Below are 16,594 nucleotides of genomic sequence, written 5' to 3'. Positions count from 1 at the left end.
TGACGGAGCTGCGGGAGGCGGGTCTGGACACCATCCCGGGGACGGCGGCGGAGATCCTCGACGACGAGGTGCGGTGGGTGCTGACGAAGGGGAAGTTGCCCACCGCCACCTGGGTGGAGGTGGTGACCACCGCCCACGAGGTGGGGTTGCGGTCGAGTTCGACGATGATGTACGGGCACGTCGACAACCCGAAGCATTGGGTGGGGCATCTGCGGGTGCTGTCTTCGATCCAGGACCGCACCGGTGGGTTCACCGAGTTCGTGCCGTTGCCGTTCGTGCATCAGAGTGCGCCGCTGTATCTGGCGGGGGCGTCGCGGCCGGGTCCGACGAACCGGGACAACCGGGCGGTGCACGCGTTGGCGCGGATCATGTTGCACGGGCGGATCCCGAACATTCAGACCAGCTGGGTGAAGTTGGGGGTGACCGGCACCCAGGTGATGCTCAACGGTGGGGCGAACGATCTCGGGGGCACGCTGATGGAGGAGACGATCTCCCGGATGGCGGGATCGGAGCACGGATCGGAGAAGACCGTCGCAGAGTTGCGGGCCATCGCCGAGGGCATCGGCCGCCCGGCCCGCGAACGCACCACCACACACGCACGACGTCCCCTTCAGCCGTTATCGTTATGAGCACGAACGGGTTCGGCGGCTGGGTGTCGCGTACCAGTGTGGCATACGCGGCAGGGTCCGATGTTTTCGCGCCGTGACCCGCACCTGCGGATCTGCCCGAGCCCGCTCTGTGAGTTCCGCGTCGAGTATCACGCATGTCGGCGGTGACGTGGACGTACCGGAGAAACCGCGCCAGGGCCGCGCCGATGGTGATCGCCGCGGCCCTGAGGATCGAAACGTGCGGCCTGACGCTCAGTAGGTCCGCTGAACGTCAGTGCGCGGGTGTCTGCTCAGCGCTGGCCGCCAGTGTTTCCCGAAACGCCCGCACGTCGTTCACCCACGCGTCCGGCTGCTCGTGCGCGGCAAAGTGGCCGCCACGGTCATGCGTGCGCCACTGCACCAGATTTGAATTCTGTTCCACCACCGAGCGCGGCGGGAGGATGAGTTCGTTGAGGAATACCGACATCGCCAGCGGAGTCTGGACCGGTGGGTGGTGCTGGTGCGTACGTGGCAGCGGTGTACGCGACGCATTGGCGTAGTAGCGCATCGATGTTCCGATGGTGTGGGTGAACCAGTAGGTCGAGATGCTGTCGCAGAGCCCATCTCGGCTGAACAACTTCTCGAAGTCTCCGTCGTGGTCACTCCAGCTTCTACGTCGCTCCAGTATCCAGGCTGCCAAGCCCACAGGAGAATCCTCCAGCGCCCACGCGAGGGTCTGCGGATCGAGCACGTGGACATTGTAGTGCGAGGTCATCAAGGGGAGCTTCTCGTCCACCATTCTCGACCACCGCCCGGCCTCGTCGGGGGAGTAGTCTTCCGACGACCAGCTTTCGGCGCCGGCAATCGAAATGAGCGTGGGAATCGTGAGGTGGATCCCGATGATCTCGTCAGCGTGCTTGTGACCGAGATAGGACGTGACGAGTGCACCCCAATCGGCGCCAGCAGCCATGTACCTCGGGTAGCCCAGCACCTCGGTCATCAATCGGGACCAGACGTCCGACGTTGCCATGGGGGTGACGGCGGAGCGGAGCGGCGAGGAATAGCCAAATCCCGGCAGTGCGGGAATTACCACGTCGAAGGAGTCTTCTGCCCGGCCGCCGAAGCGAACCGGATCGGTGAGCGGATCGACGACCTTGGCGTAGTCCCAGACAGTCCACGGCCACCCATGAGTTAGGACGATGGGCGTTGGATTCGGCCCTTTACCGCGGATGTGCAAGAAGTGGATGGGTGTGCCGTCGAGTAATCCGTCGACTCGGAAGCCCGGATACTGGTTCAAGCGCTGTTCAGCTGCATCCCAGTCGTAGTCATCGCACCAATAGCTCGCGAAGTCGCGGAGATAGTCGCCGTTCACCCCGAACGACCAGTCGTCGTTGTCGAAGTCGTCGGACCATTTCGTCCGGCGTAGCCGAGCCCGCAAATCTTCCACCTGATCCCGGGGAAAGGACACCGAGAACTCCGAGACCGTTACATGGCCCGGATCTGTGCGCCGGGTCATCAGTTCACCATATGTTCGACGCCGGTCAGGACTTCGAGGATCACACCGTCCGGGTCTTTGAATGCCAAGACTCCAGAACGCGTCCCGCCCGGAGGAGTCGTGAAGCGAAGCGGACCGAGCATCTCGACACCCATGTCAAGCAGCTCCTGGTAGACCTCTTCGATGTTGGGGACATGAAAGGCGAGCCGCACCATCCCGACGTTGATGAGGCTTTGATACGGTTGCCCCGAGGTCGGCGGCTGCTCATACTCGCACAGGTCGAGAACCATGTTGCTCTCGGAGTCCTGGAGCTTCAGAAATGCCGCGCGATGCCGATTGAAGGGAACGCCGAATGCCTCGGCGGTGCTTTCCCCGAGGTGACCGTCCATCACGAAGCGGGCTGTTTCGACGAAGCCCAGCTTCTTGTAGAAGTCAACGGAGCGGTCCAGGTCTGTCACGTTGATGTTGACGTGGAAGAACTTGTTCAGAGTTAGGGGCATGCGGAGACGACCTTTCTTTCTGGATTTCTTTGTCTGGCTGGATGCTGAATTCGAAGAACACCACGCTCGTCGACGCACGAAACTCTTCGACTCCTCGTGCGTGTCCACCTACGAAACCGGCTCGGCAGGTCGCTAGCGAGAACGTTGAGCCCTTCGAGCGCTTCGCCTGTGGCCGGTCATTGTTTGCCGCGTCCGCGTTGCGGGGGTAGGTCTTCGAAGCGGATAACCGGCAGAATCCGTGTAGTCTTCGACTGATAGTCAGAGAAAACTGGTGCGATGGAGAGGATGCGGTCCCACACCCGTGTGCGCTCGTCGGAATTCGCTGGGAGTTCAGTACCGATCGCGGGCCGGCGAATACGGTTGATCGTGAGTTCCGAGACTCCCTGGGTGGCACGAAGATTGTGGATCCATGCCGGGTTCGCATCCTGCCCGCCAGCAGAAGCGATCACGTAAAGTCCGTCGTCGATTCGAAAGTATGGGATGGCAGTCGACCGGGGCTCGCCCGTCTTTCGGCCAACAGTGTGAATGATCAGAACGTCGAGGTTGTCCAGCGAGTTCATCGCGGTGAAAGAGTAGGTCATCAGCGACTTGCCCGTTAGCTTCACTACTGCGAGATCGACTTTCCGACCGCGTTGCGTGCCCGCGAGCCACGTGACGAATGCCCGGCCAGGCCGGCAGCGGAGCGCTGCACCAGCGATTCTCCTATGCGGAGTCCGATTGAGAAGTTGAACCATGCTATGTCGCACCTCATAGTTGGGGGAGATCGGGAAACGGCTTTAGCAGCAGAACATTTCCGAAAGCTAGCAAGATCACACAGTGCGACCGAGACGCGTTCGTCATTGTCGAACGGGCGGTGAGATGACTCCCGCCGAACCCGTACAACTGGCGGCGATCAAATTCAGTCCAGGAGAGGTGGATAAACATGAGTGCGGTTACGGCGTTGTGCCAGGAGTACTTCGACGCGGTGGGGCGTGGGGACACGGCAACACTCACGACCCTCGTCACCGATGACTTCGTCCACGAGTTGATGGGGTCGACGGTCTTCGCCGGTAAGCGAGACATCCGTGAGGTCAGTGAACTGGTGGTCGACCTGAGAAGGTCGACCGTCGCGGGTGTCGAGTTCACCTTCGAGTCGCAGACCGAGCAGGACGATCGTTTTGCCGCAATTGTCCACGGCCGCTCGGAGCTGTTGGAGGGTGGCCGCTTTGACAATCTATATGTGATCTTTGTCGAGGTCCGCGACGGCAAGATCGCGCGGATGCGTGAGCTGACCGATACCAAGTACACCGACGCTACCCGCGGCTCGGCGGTCAGCGCGTGAGTGGTGAGGACCGATGAGTACACGCGGGCCCGCGTCAATCGCTGAAGGACGCGGGCCCGTGTGTATCTTTTGTCGAGATGAACATGGCACCAACCCGGAGCGAGGCTCATCGGCGGCCCACACGCTGGGTCGTCGATCATGAGCTCACCCCTGGAGACGGCTCGTCGAAGGTCAGGGGTGGGCAAGTGTGATCAGGGGGTGCAAGGTCCGGCGTCGGGTCGTGAGGGTGGGGTCAGTCGTCGAGCGCATGAGCGACGGCGTCGCTGAAAGTCATTGTTGTGCCTTCGATGTGGGCGGATGTAAACGCCTGTTCACCGAGTGACCGGCGCGCCATCTGGGTGCAGTTCTCGTGGTGGACGAAATGGTTGTGGAACAGGATGGATGAGCTGCCGACCGCGAGACTGAGCGATTCGGCAGCGCCCATCAGCAGCGCTGCACGGTGGGCGTTGTGGGCGTCGCAGGTCCACGCCAGTGCCTCGAGGCACAACGCGGCGGTGACAGGTTCGTCGATCACCTGGGTCAGCTGGAGTCCTTGCTTCAGTAGCCGGGCCGACCGGACGGGATTTCCTCGCCGCAGTTCCGCAATGCCCATGGCCCACAGTGAGTATGACCTGTTCACTGATTCGTGGTGTGTTTCCGTGATGGCGAGCACCTCGTCGTGGCAGACGATTGCGCGGGCAGGGTCGTCCTTCAATTCATACGTAACACCAAGCTGCATCAGAATCAAGACTTGCTGGGGGATGTCGTGTCGTGCGCGGAACGCTTGCAATGCATCCTCGAGGCAGCTGCTTGCCCGCGGAAGATCGCCGCTGAAGAGCGCCAGGACCCCTTCGGCGTGGGTGATTCGCGCATCGAGTACGGCGTCGGCCATGCTCGCGGCCAGGGCTTTCCCGTCTTCGACGAGGGTGGTGCTCCTTGCCAGATCGCCCTGCGTGTCAGCGAGCATGCTGTTCGCGCACAGCGCCTTGATCCGTAGCTCAGTCGGGCGTGCCGGCTCAGCAGCGAGTAGTCGGTCGAGCCATCGCCGTCCCTCGGCGAGAAGGCTTCGGGAGACCCAGAATGGAAAGAGAGCGGTGGCGATCTGCACTCCAGCCGCGATCTCAGTCGGCTGTTCCAGGCAGAATTCCATCGCTGCGCGGACGTTTGATCGTTCTCGCTCGAGTCGTGCAATCCACTCAATTTGGTGCGGGCTGATCCATTCCGCCTCCGCGGTCACCACCAGTTCTTGGTACCAATCGCGGTGCCGGCGACGAATCGACAGAGCCTCGTCACTGTGCCGCAATTTCGTGCGGCCGTAGTCGCGGAGGGTTTCGAGCATCCGAAAGCGAACTGTGGTGCCCATTTCCTCGCGAATAAGGATTGATTTGTCGACCAACGCCGTCACCGTGTCGAGTAGCCCTTCAGGAGTCAAACTTCCGGCGCAGACGTATTCGGCTGCATCGAGTTCGAACCCTCCGTCGAACACCGATATCCTTGCCCAGACCTCTTGTTCCCGGTGTGTGCACAGATCGTGGCTCCAATCGATCGACAATGCCAGCGTGTGTTGCCGAGTCGGTGCACCTCGGTTGCCAAGTGTCAGCAAGGTAAAGCGGTTGGTCAGGTGTTGCAGGATTTGTTCGGGGGACATCGCGCGCAGTCTTGCGGCCGCCAGTTCGATCGCGAGCGGCAGTCCGTCGAGCCGGTGACAGATCCGGGCAATGACGACACGCTTGTCGTCGGTGAGCTGGAATCCCGGAACGGCGGCCGCGGCGCGCTGCGCAAACAAGGTCATGGAGTCGGATTCAGGCATCCCGCGCAGTGTCGGTTGGTGGTCCGGGTCCGGTGCACTCAGTGGAGGAACACGCAGCACCATCTCCCCTCCGATATTCAGGGGCTCGCGGCTCGTGGCGAGGATCCGGAGATCGGGGCAGAACTGAAGCAGAGCCTCGGCGAGTTCGGCAACCGAGTCCAAGACATGTTCGCAGCTGTCCAGCATGAGCAGGACCCGTCGAGGGACCAGGTACTCCGCAACGACATCGAGCAGTGGGCGTGCGGACTGACTACGCAGTCCCAGGGCAGCCGCTATTACGTCAGCCACGAGGGAGCGGTCTCGCACTTCGCCGAGTTCGACCAGCCATGCGTCGTCGGATGACTCCCGCTGCGCTTCGGAGATCACTCGGAGTGCCAATCGGGTCTTGCCGACCCCTCCGATCCCCGTGAGAGTCACCAAACGCGACACCGCCAGCTGTTTCTTTGCTGCGGTCAGCTCGCGGTGGCGACCGATGAAGCTGGTGAGTTCGATCGGCACGTTGCCCGCGTTTGTCCGGACGGCGGTAAGGTCCATAGCTCGACGCGGAGCCAATGTGGTTCGTGCCGACGGTGCGAGTGTGATTCGTGGGACATTCTCGCCCGGCGCTGCTGTGGGTTCGACCTGCAACGGTATTTCGTCGACGGGGAAGCCGCCGCGGAGTTGGATCCGGCGCAGCGCCTCGCCGACCTCGATTGCGGTGGCGGGGCGCTCTCGTGGATCGGCGGCCATGGCCTGTTCGATGACCGCGGACAGGTCAGCTGGGATGCCCTGTTCTCGCAGGTCCGGAACGTGGTGGGCGGTAATGCGCAGGAACTGGGCGACAATGTGCTCACCGCTTCGGCGCTCGAACGCGGCGTGACCAGTGACGACGCAGAAGAGTGTTGCAGCGAGACTGTAAACGTCCGCGGTCCGGCTCGGAGCGGTGCCCCCAAGGACTTCCGGCGCTGTGAAGGCCGGTGATCCGGTGATTGTGCCGGTGCCGGTCTCGAAGCCTCCCCCAAGGCGAGCGATCCCGAAATCGGTGAGCGCGGGTTCCCCGTAGTCGGTGACGAGGATGTTTGCGGGCTTGACGTCGCGGTGAAGAATGTCGAGACGGTGGGCAGTCTCGAGGGCACCCGATATCTTTACGCCGAGTCGGAGCGTGTCCGTCAGTGAGAGCGGCCCGTGGCGGCGAATCTGCACGTCCAGCGAATCGTGTGGATGGAATGGCATCACAATGTACGGTCGGCCGCTGTCGGTGGTCCCGACGTGGAGAACGTTGACGATGTTCGGGTGCCCGGTCAACCGTCCCATTGCGCGCTGTTCACGAAAGAAGCGTGCCCGGTTTTCCTCGTCGAGATCGCTCGCGAGGACCTTCACCGCGACGGTGCGATCCAGAGAAGGCTGACTGCATCGATAAACCACTCCGAAACCGCCGCGCCCAATTAGGCGTGGGTCATCAAATCCGGCCGCACAGAGCTCGTCTGTCACGTTCGTGGTTACGTCACGCTGTGTCGCGAAAGGATCATCGTTGGTCATCTGACTGCCCGACCGATCCCGATGCCCCGGCCCCTACCAGTGCAGTACTGGGGCGGAGGCAGTGAAGATGCAACATCCGCTCACCTCTGAATAGCGTCAAATCAAGGATAGGCCGCCGGTTGGGTGCAGCGTCCGCAATCAGTTTGTTCTCATTCGAGGCTGTGCCGACGCAGACGTGGTCACCACCGATGAGGGCCGTCCGGAGATGTCGGGACGTCGCTTCCGGCCCCGACTGTCTCCCGCCTGACCGCTGCGCTTACTATCCGCGATCGACCAGGCGGCGCGCAATCGCCCGACAGATGCTGCATCGTGGATGCCATGATCGTGTGGCTGGGTTCCGGCCACGGACCAGTCGTTCCGGAATCGTGATCGAGAACTAGTTCTCGGCCGCAAGGTCAAGGATCCGCGCCCCGGTGAGTTCGTCGAAGTCCCGTCTACGTCATCACGGTCGAATCTGCGTCGCGAGGTGAGGGCGGTGGCGTCCCTGCAAACTGTCCATCCGCTGCGGCGGACGACGGTGGTGCCCGGAGGACGGTCCGCAGAGTCCTTCCCACTCGGGGAATGCGACCGGCCGGCGGCTCGTGAGGTGACCGGTGTTGCTGGTGAGATCGATCAGGCACCGCGCAGCGCCCTGCACGGAGAGGTGGTGCCTGCGCGCCACGTCGAGTAGCTCGTCGAAAGCCTGGGCATCGCTGTAGCCGCGTCTGGTGATCAGGACTGCCTTCGCAGTGGTCACGAGTTCACGGTCCGACGGCCCCCGGCGCCGGTCGAGGAAGCTTCGGGCGGACCGCACGGGGTTCGAGATCTCGGAATTCACCATCTGACATCACCTTCGCCTACGACATTCCCCGGGTCGCGGAGTCGTAAACGGATACGGCCGCGCCGATCGCTGACTTGAGCGAATCTTAAAGAACCTCGTAGTTCAGGTTGGTTGTTCGTCATTCCGGCACTGTGCACACTCAGCTGGTCACAGTTGTGACGAGTGTCGAGACGCGGAAGGAAGAACGTGATGAGCGCCCATGGCCCCCTGTTCGCCTCCGCTGCGTTCCACTGTTGTCGCTGATCTCGTGACCGGGCGCCTGCGGGCACCCGATTCGGAGTTCGTACCTCCGATTCCCTGATCGTCCCGTCCGCCCGACCGTCGTCGGCGTGGATTCGGCGCCACGCGCGTGTCTCGTCTTCCTTCCGTTCGTCCATGCATTGAGGAGTTCCGTCAGATGACCCGAAGATTCGTCGGCAGAGCAACAGCTCTGATTGCGGCTACGGCCGCCGCAGCACTGGTGCTCACCGGGTGCGCCGCATCCCAATCGGTGGCCTCCTCGAACGTCGGTGGGGATCCGGTTCCCGGCGGGACGCTCCGGTTCGCCGTCCTGGACGCTCCGGCGAACCTCGATCCGCATTCCGGTAGCTCGTACCCGGAGTCGCTGATCACGAGCAACATCAGCGACAAGCTCGTGTATCAGAATCCCGAATCGGGTGCTCTCGAGCCCTGGCTGGCGACGTCCTGGGACGTCAACGAGACCCTGACGGAATTCACGTTCCACCTGCGGAACGACGTCACGTTCAGCGACGGCACGCCGTTGACAGCGGACTCGGTGAAGGAGAACTTCGACCTGCTCGGTTTCGGCAACAAGGAACTCGGTGTCGTCCCGGTGTCCGCGTACTGGGGCGGGTACCTCGGCACGGAGGTGATCGACCCGAGCACCGTGAAGGTCACCCTCGACAAGCCGAGTGCCGGCTTCCTCCAGGGTCTCTCGATGTACTTTGCCGGGATCCTCGGGCACACGACGCTGCAGTTGAGGAAAGAGGACCGCGCGCTTCCACAGAACATCGTGGCGACCGGACCGTTCGTCGTGACCGAACACGTGTACCAGGAGAAGACTGTCCTACGGAAGCGGGAAGGATACAACTGGGCGCCGGCGAGCCGGGGGCACAACGGTGACGCCTACCTCGACGCCGTCGAAGTGCTCGTCATCCCGGAGGCCGGGGTCCGGACGGGAGCATTGCGCTCGGGTGAGGTGGACGCGATCCTGGACGTCAACACGACCGACGAGGCGCCGCTGCGCGCCGAGGGCTACGAGATCGTGCCCCAGCTGATCCCGGGCCGCGATATCGCATTCGACTTCAAGACCGATCTCTTCCCGACCAACGAGCGCGCCGTGCGTGAGGCCGTCAAACTCGGCTGGAGCCGGGACGCGCTGGCGAAGACGGTACTGACCGACAGCTACCGTCCGTCGTCTTCGGTGGTCTCGGAGCGCGTGCCGGGATATGCGGATTTCAGCGATCGACTGGTCGAGAACCAGGACGAGGCGAGGCGGATCCTGGATCAGGCCGGCTGGAAGGAAGGCCCGGACGGTACTCGCGTCAATGCCGACGGCAAGCCGCTCACGCTGAGTCTGCTCGCCATCAACAACCTGGTGATCAACAAGCCCGCGTTCGAACTCATCCAGCAGGATCTGCGTGACATCGGTGTGGACCTGCAGTTGCAGGTCCTTCCCATCCCCGATTACCAGGCGGCGAGCAAGCTGCAGGGCAAATGGAACGTCCAGGTGTTCAATACCAGCCGATCGGACGTGGCGGTGCTCGAGCAGACGTACTCGCCGCTGTTCACGAACGGCGCCGCCATCACTGCGGACAACCCCGTCCGGCAGAAGGCGATCGACACGTTCCGCGCCGTCAACGAGACACTCGATCCGGTCGGGCGTGCCGCCGCGGCCGCCGCGGCGCAGGACTTCGTTCTCAACGAGGAGGTCCTCAGCGTGCCGGTGTACAACCCGGCCCAGGTGACCGCGGCCAACCCGAAGGTCCACAACGTGGGCTACGAAGCACAGTCGCGAAACGTGTTCTACGACACCTGGATAGAGCAGGGCTGAACGATGGGACGGTACATCCTCGCCAAACTGGGTCAGTCCCTGTTCGTCGTGTGGGCGGCGTACTCGCTCACGTTCGTCCTGCTGTACGTGCTTCCGTACGACACCGTCGACCTCATGTTCGACCCGAGCGAGGCGGAACTGGTCAGTGACGCCGACAAGGACGCGGCGCGCGCACACTACGGTCTCGATCAGCCGGTGGTCGTGCAGTACGCCACGCGACTGTTCGGTGCGTTGCACGGGGACTTCGGGCATTCGGTGCGCACGGGGGAGAACGTGTGGTCGATGATCTTCGCGGTGTTGCCGCAGACGGCGATCCTGGCCGGTGTCGCACTGCTACTCGCGGTGATCGTGGCGTTCGCAATTGCGCTGTCGGCGGCGTACACGCGCAGCTCGTGGCTGTCGCAGGCCATCGCGTCCCTCCCCGCGGCCGGTGTGTCCGTACCGGTGTTCTTGGTGGGGCTTGCGATCCTGCAGGTCTTCTCGTTTCAGCTGCGGTGGTTTCCGCCCATCGGAAACGACGGCTTCGCCTCTCTCGTGCTGCCCGCCGTCACGCTGGCGATACCGGTGTCGGCGCCCATCGCACAGCTGCTGCTGAAGAACATCGAACTCGGGTTGAACGCGCCCTACGTCACGGTGTCCGTCGCGAAGGGCGCCAGCCGGTTGTGGGTTCTCGTGCGCGATGTCCTCGAGAACGCGAGCCTGCCCGCACTGACGATTGCCGGACTCACCCTCGGCAATTTGCTGGCCGGTGCCGTGATCGTCGAGACCATCTACTCGCGGTCCGGCCTCGGCCGGCTGACCGAGACGGCAGTCCGCACGCAGGACGTGATGCTCGTGCAGGCGGTGGTTGTGTTCGCGGCCGTCGTCTTCGTCGTCGTCAACTTCGTGGTCGACATCATCTATCCGCTTCTCGACCCGAGGCTGCGCACGCGGGTCCTGGCCGGCGCCGCCCCGGCGGCCGGGTAAGGAGGCATCACAGTGACCACAGTCGATTTCCGCTCATCGGCCTCATCCACCGCCGACACCGCCGACACCGCCGGCGACCGGTTCGTGCGGTTCGCGCGGCTCGCGTCGACCGCGCCGGGCCTGGTCCTGTCCTGGCTGGTGATCGTCACGGTCGTTCTCTGGGCGGTGGCGCCGGGCTGCTTCACGTCGTTCAGTCCCTACGACGGTGACGTCGACGCCAGTTTCAGCCCACCGAGTGCCGACCACCTCTTCGGCACCGACCGCCTCGGCCGGGATCTCCTCGCCCGCGTGATCTTCGGGGCGTCCACGACGCTCAGTGCGACGTTGCTCGCGGTGCTCGTGGGATTCGTCGTCGGTTCGGTCGTCGGTCTGCTCAGCGGGTTCGTAGGCGGTCGCACCGACGCGATCGTCATGCGGTTCGTCGATGTGCTGCTCGCGATTCCGGCGCTCCTACTCGCCATGACGGTGGTGACGGCACTCGGATACGGAACCTTCACTGTGGCGTTGGCGGTCGGAATCTCCGCGGTTGCGGCATTCGCCCGGGTCATGCGCTCCGAGGTGCTGAAGGTCGCCCAGAGCGACTACGTGGAGGCGGCCTACGGATCGGGAGCCGGCTTCGGCCGGGTCGTGGTCCGGCACGTGCTGCCGAACTCGGTCACCGCCGTGTTGTCGTTGGCTGCGCTCGAATGCGGTTCGGCGATCCTGGCCGTGGCGGCACTGGGCTTCCTCGGCTACGGAGCGCCGCCGCCGGAGCCCGAGTGGGGGCTCGCCGTGTCGGAGGGCCGCGACTACCTCGCCACCTACCCCTGGATCTCGATCCTGCCCGGCGTCCTGATCGCCGTGGTCGTGCTCGCCGCCAACCGCATCAGCAAATCGCTAGGAGACCAGAGATGAGCGACGTCGAACAGGGGCACGGTCCACTGCTGCAGATCGACGATCTGCGGGTCGGCTACCGTACCGCTCGAGGGGGCGGGAAGACCGCCGTCGAGGGTGTGGGGCTGAGCGTCCACCCGGGTGAGTTGGTCGCCGTCGTCGGTGAATCGGGCTCGGGCAAGAGCACCACCGTCCACGCCGCGTTGCGGCTCCTGCCGTCGTCGGCGTCCATCGAGTCCGGCACGATCCACCTGGGTGGGCGGGACGTGACCCGGTGGAAGGACCGGCAGCTGGCTCAGCTGCGCGGTCCGTTCGTCGGGTTCGTTCCACAGGATCCCGGCACCTCGCTCAACCCGGTGAAAAGAGTCGGGGTGCAGGTCCTCGAGGCGATCCGGCTGCACCGGCAGGTCGAATCGGGTCCGGCGCGGGAGTTGGCGCTCGAAAAACTGCGCCTCGCCGGACTGAACAGTGTCGAACGGATCTACTCGCAGTTCCCGCACGAACTCTCCGGCGGGATGAAGCAGCGAGTCCTCATCGCGATCGCCCTCGCGAGTGATCCGGCACTGCTGGTGGCGGACGAGCCCACGTCGGCGCTCGACGTGACGGTCCAGAAGGTGATCCTCGACCACCTCGCGGTTCTCCGCGACACCCTCGGGCTCGGCGTCCTGCTCGTCACCCACGACCTCGGTGTGGCGTTCGACCGGGCGGACCGCGTGGTCGTCATGCGGCAGGGGCGGATCGTCGAACAAGGGGAGACGCGGCAGCTGGTCGAGAATCCGGGGCAGGAATACACCCGGTCGCTGATCGCCGCGGCGCCGTCGTTCCGCAGCGCGCGCCTCGGGCCGTCACCGCTCGCGCTTGCGGCGCGCGCCGTGGACGCCCCCGCGTCCGACGGCCCAGTCCTGGAACTGCGCGACGTGACCAGGCGCTTCACCGTCGGGTCGGGCTCGAAGGCCTCCGAGTTCGTCGCGGTCGACGGCGTGACCGTCGGTGTGACCGCCGGTTCCACCCACGCCGTCGTCGGTGAATCGGGCGCGGGCAAGTCCACACTCGCGCGAATCGCGGTCGGGCTCAGCCGACCGGACGCCGGCGAGGTTCTGCTCGAAGGCGACAGGATCGACGGACTGTCCCACCGCCGGTTGCGGCCGGTGCGACGCAGGATCCAGCTGGTACGCCAGAACCCCTACTCGTCACTCGACCCCAAGCTCAGCATCGAGCAGATCATCGCGGAACCGCTGGCTGCGTTCAGGATTCGGAACAATCGATCCGAACGCCGCACACGGGTGATCGAATTGCTCGACGCGGTGGCGCTCGACAGTACGTTTCTCCGGCGCAAGCCCGTCGAACTGTCGGGCGGGCAACGGCAGCGCGTCGCGATCGCGAGGGCACTCGCCGCCGACCCGAGAATCGTCGTTCTCGACGAGGCGGTCTCGGCCCTCGACGTCTCGGTCCAATCGCAGATCCTGCAACTCCTCGTCGACGTACAGGCCGAATTCGGGCTGACGTACCTGTTCATCACTCACGACCTGGGCGTGGTGCGGTTGATCGCCGACGACGTCACCGTGATGCGCGGCGGGCGGGTGGTGGAGTCGGGACGCGTCGACGACATCTTCGGCGCGCCGCGGGAGGCCTACACCCGAAACCTGCTGCACGCCGTACCCGGCGAGAATCAACTTCTCGCCGCCGCGCTCTGACCTCCGAACCACCACCTACCGAGAAGGGCATCACATGACCGACAACACCGATACCACCGGCCGACTCACCCCCGCTCTCGTCACCCCGCTGCTCGCGGCCGCGGCCGTCAAGGGCGGCGCCGTGCTCGTGGACGTGCGCAGCGACAAGGGGCGCGGAGAGAACGGCGAGGTCCCGGGAGCGATCGTTGCCGACCGAGACGCGCTCGACGAACAGTTCGGACTCGACTCACCCACGAAGCACGCCGAGATCATCTCGCTCGACCAGCCGATCGTCGTCGTGTGCGGATCCGTTGCGGGGTCCGGACCGGTGGCGGAGGGATTGCTCGAGCGGGGCTTCCTCAACGTGGTGCACATCGACGGTGGGTTCGCCGCATGGAAGGCCGCGGGCCTGCCCGCGAACGAGCCTGCACGGGCACACGGCGACGAGACGCGGATTTAGCGGATCTACACGAAGAGTCAAGGCTGATTGTGTTGATCGGCACCATGTCTCGATATGAGATGGGACGGAGAACCTGGACTCCCGGTCGCTCCATTCGGGGCCCGGCCGGGCAGACCGTTCCGTCGACCGTCACCCGTCCGGGTGACGGCGCCCGATCACGTCGTCCGAGGAGACCCTTCATGACCGCTGTCACCCTGACCGGCCGCGTCAGCGACCATTCCACCGCAGTGGACCGTTCCCTCCCTCGGTTCCGGGAGATCTTCGCGCGCATCGCCGCCGGCGCCGCGCAGCGCGAACGCGTCCGGGAGCTGCCGTACACGGAGGTGGCCGAGCTGTTCGCCGCGGGGTTCGGTGCTCTGCGTGTCCCGGCCGAGTTCGGTGGCCACGGGGTGACCCTGCCCGAGCTGTTCGAACTCCTCGCGGAGCTCGGGCAGGCCGACTCCAACATTCCGCAGATCCTGCGGGGGCACTTCACCACCGTCGAAATCCTCCGCAACCTGGACGACGGACCGGTTCGCACCCACTGGCTGGAAAAGATCGGTGCGGGAGCGGCATTCGGCAATGCACAGTCGGAGCCCACCGGACGGGGTACGTTCGACATCTCGACCACCGTCACCGACCACGACGGTGCGGCGGTGGTATCCGGCGAGAAGTACTACACGACGGGAACCCTCTACGCCGACTACATCCGGGTCGCCGTGACGGACGGCGATGCGCGGCGCCGCTTCGTGGTCGTGGCGGCCACCGCGGCGGGTGTCGACCGTATCGACGACTGGGACGGGATCGGTCAGCGGCTCACCGCCAGTGGAACCACGAGGTTCGAGGCGGCACCGCTCGCCGAATTCGGCGAGTTCGGGCACCGCCCGGGATTCCTCGATCAGCAGTCCTCGTTCGTGCAGATCGTGCACCTGGCGACGCTGGCGGGGATCAACCGCAACCTGCGAGACGACGCAGTGGAACTCGTGCGCAGCCGCACCCGGACCAGTCTGCACGCGCCGTCCGATGCGGCGACGTCGGACTACGCGGTCCTCGGCGTGGTCGGGAAGATCGCGAAGAACGTTCTGGTCGTCGACAGCGTCCTGCAGCGGATCGCGCAGGAACTCGAAGACGTCAACGCACGGTTCGCGGCCGAGGGGCCCACCCCCGATCTGTTCGCGGAGGTCTTCGTGAACACGTCCGCGGCGCAGATCGCCGTGATCGACGCGGTCCTGGACTCCGCCAACCTCATCTTCAACGCGGGTGGTTCGTCCGCGGTGCGAGAGACGCGCAACCTCGACCGCCATTGGCGGAACGCCCGCACGCTCGCCTCACACAACCCCGTGGTCTACAAGCCGGCGGTCATCGGCGACTACCTGGTCAACGGCACCACGCCCAAGTCGTTCGCCGACCGGTACGGCGAGCCGAAGAATTCCTGATCGCCGCTGCATCCCCGGAAAGAGTCTTCCGGTCGAGGATCGAGTGCGTGCGACAAGGTGTACTGAACAGAATCGTCGTGATCACAAACCTGTGCTGAACGGTCGCCGCTGGGCAGGATGAGAATACGGTCGAGCGGAGATCCCGTGCGACCGGCCGATCTACCCACGAGGACCACCTGTGTATGACATTCGACGGTTGATTCTGCTCCGCGACCTCGCCGAGCACACGACGATGACGGCTGTGTCCGAACTGCACGGGATCACCACGTCCGCGGTGTCCCAGCAGTTGAGGATCCTCGAGGACGAGGTCGGCGCGGTCCTGACCCGCAGAGAGGGGCGCGTGCTGCGCCTCACCCACGCGGGCCGGGTTCTGGTCGATCATACGTCGAGAGTCGTTGCCGCACTGGAAGAAGCGGAGAGCGCCGTCGCGGCGACGGGCGAATCCGTCACCGGCGTCCTCACCCTGGCGACGTTCCAGACCGCCCTGACCCGGCTCGCGCTGCCGGTGGCGACGCGACTGGGTCGAGAACACCGCGGATTGCGGGTGCGGCTCATCGACGCGATGCCGGTGAACTCGGTGCCTGCCGTCCGGCAGCAGGAAGTCGATCTGGCGATCACCTACACCTACTCGTTCCGTGCACGCGACCTTCCCGCCGGTCTCGCCTCGGAGTTCCTGTTCGACGACCCACTGGTGCTTCTGGCTCCGACTCCGTTGCGGGAGCGCGCGAGGCAGCACGGGCTCGGCGCGGTCGCGGACGTGGATTGGATCGCCGCCTCCGACGGGGCCCCCTCCATCGTGTCGGTGATGTTCGCGTGCCGTCAGGCCGGATTCACGCCCCGGATCGAGCATCGGTGCGGCAGCTTCACGGGGATGGCGGAAATGGTCGAAGCCGGTTTCGGGGTGGCCGTGGTCCCCGAAATGGCGGTCGCCGAGGCCCACCGGCACCTCGTCGCGTGCCCGGTCTCGAACGGTGCACGGCAGATCGGCGTCACGTACCGTCAGGCGTCGATCGAGCGCCCTGCGGTGGCCGCGGCCATCAGGGCGTTGCGGATGGTCGCGGGACCACTGCAGCTCGCGTCGTGAATTGTCTGCGGTCGTCCGATCCGGTTTGAGGATTTCTTAA

Annotated in this window: 13 protein-coding genes and 1 pseudogene; 9 read left to right on the top strand and 5 right to left on the bottom strand. The window is 64.7% G+C overall.

Features of this window, described 5'->3' with window-relative positions:
- A pseudogene (fbiC, locus tag ACFU5V_RS35520) lies at window positions 1-629 on the top strand (7,8-didemethyl-8-hydroxy-5-deazariboflavin synthase); the annotation flags it as partial.
- Window positions 630-879: 250 nt separating this feature from the next.
- Here the strand turns inward: fbiC and ACFU5V_RS35515 are convergent.
- The 3 genes from ACFU5V_RS35515 to ACFU5V_RS35505 form a co-directional block, all read right to left on the bottom strand.
- Complete coding sequence (locus ACFU5V_RS35515; RefSeq protein ID WP_378705107.1) at window positions 880-2,103, bottom strand: epoxide hydrolase family protein; 1,224 nt, start codon at window positions 2,101-2,103, stop codon at window positions 880-882.
- Window positions 2,103-2,582, bottom strand: coding sequence for a VOC family protein (locus tag ACFU5V_RS35510; protein WP_378705105.1), 480 nt, complete (start codon window positions 2,580-2,582; stop codon window positions 2,103-2,105). The genes ACFU5V_RS35515 and ACFU5V_RS35510 overlap by 1 nt, the downstream gene beginning before the upstream one ends.
- 176 nt (window positions 2,583-2,758) lie before the next feature.
- The gene (locus ACFU5V_RS35505; RefSeq protein WP_378705103.1) at window positions 2,759-3,142 is read right to left on the bottom strand and encodes a nitroreductase family deazaflavin-dependent oxidoreductase; all 384 of its coding nucleotides are present in this window, start codon (window positions 3,140-3,142) and stop codon (window positions 2,759-2,761) included.
- A gap of 362 nt (window positions 3,143-3,504) precedes the next feature.
- Between ACFU5V_RS35505 and ACFU5V_RS35500 the strand changes: the two genes are divergently transcribed.
- Window positions 3,505-3,903, top strand: a complete 399-nt coding sequence (locus ACFU5V_RS35500; protein WP_378705100.1) for a nuclear transport factor 2 family protein — start codon at window positions 3,505-3,507, stop codon at window positions 3,901-3,903.
- 232 nt (window positions 3,904-4,135) lie between these two features.
- Here ACFU5V_RS35500 and ACFU5V_RS35495 read toward each other — a convergent pair whose 3' ends face one another.
- Both ACFU5V_RS35495 and ACFU5V_RS35490 read right to left on the bottom strand, forming a co-directional pair.
- The gene (locus tag ACFU5V_RS35495; RefSeq protein WP_378705098.1) at window positions 4,136-7,210 is read right to left on the bottom strand and encodes a protein kinase; all 3,075 of its coding nucleotides are present in this window, start codon (window positions 7,208-7,210) and stop codon (window positions 4,136-4,138) included.
- Window positions 7,211-7,652: 442 nt separating this feature from the next.
- Entirely contained in the window at window positions 7,653-8,030 is a 378-nt protein-coding gene (locus ACFU5V_RS35490) for an ANTAR domain-containing protein (protein ID WP_378705096.1), read from the bottom strand.
- A gap of 397 nt (window positions 8,031-8,427) precedes the next feature.
- Here ACFU5V_RS35490 and ACFU5V_RS35485 point away from each other — a divergent pair, with 397 nt between their 5' ends.
- The 7 genes from ACFU5V_RS35485 (at window position 8,428) to ACFU5V_RS35455 (ending at window position 16,554) form a co-directional block, all read left to right on the top strand.
- Window positions 8,428-10,083 carry an ABC transporter substrate-binding protein gene (locus ACFU5V_RS35485; protein WP_378705093.1) on the top strand — a complete coding sequence of 552 codons (1,656 nt, stop codon included), beginning with the start codon at window positions 8,428-8,430 and terminating at the stop codon, window positions 10,081-10,083.
- Between the two features lie 3 nt (window positions 10,084-10,086).
- On the top strand, window positions 10,087-11,049 hold the full coding sequence (locus ACFU5V_RS35480) for an ABC transporter permease (RefSeq protein WP_378705090.1): 963 nt from the start codon (window positions 10,087-10,089) through the stop codon (window positions 11,047-11,049).
- Window positions 11,050-11,061: 12 nt separating this feature from the next.
- A complete protein-coding gene (locus tag ACFU5V_RS35475; RefSeq protein ID WP_378705088.1) occupies window positions 11,062-11,943 on the top strand; it encodes an ABC transporter permease in 882 nt (293 codons plus the stop codon).
- Window positions 11,940-13,616: a dipeptide ABC transporter ATP-binding protein gene (locus ACFU5V_RS35470; protein ID WP_378705085.1), complete on the top strand. Its 1,677-nt coding sequence runs from the start codon at window positions 11,940-11,942 to the stop codon at window positions 13,614-13,616. Before ACFU5V_RS35475 ends, ACFU5V_RS35470 begins: the two co-directional genes overlap by 4 nt.
- A gap of 34 nt (window positions 13,617-13,650) precedes the next feature.
- Window positions 13,651-14,055, top strand: a complete 405-nt coding sequence (locus ACFU5V_RS35465; protein ID WP_378705083.1) for a rhodanese-like domain-containing protein — start codon at window positions 13,651-13,653, stop codon at window positions 14,053-14,055.
- Between the two features lie 179 nt (window positions 14,056-14,234).
- A complete protein-coding gene (locus tag ACFU5V_RS35460; protein ID WP_378705080.1) occupies window positions 14,235-15,470 on the top strand; it encodes an acyl-CoA dehydrogenase family protein in 1,236 nt (411 codons plus the stop codon).
- Between the two features lie 178 nt (window positions 15,471-15,648).
- A complete protein-coding gene (locus tag ACFU5V_RS35455) occupies window positions 15,649-16,554 on the top strand; it encodes a LysR family transcriptional regulator (protein WP_378705078.1) in 906 nt (301 codons plus the stop codon).
- Window positions 16,555-16,594: the final 40 nt, after the last annotated feature.

The organism is Rhodococcus sp. NPDC057529 (genome assembly GCF_042802055.1).
Taxonomy (GTDB): domain Bacteria; phylum Actinomycetota; class Actinomycetes; order Mycobacteriales; family Mycobacteriaceae; genus Rhodococcus_F.
This window is presented reverse-complemented; position numbering and strand designations above follow the sequence as displayed.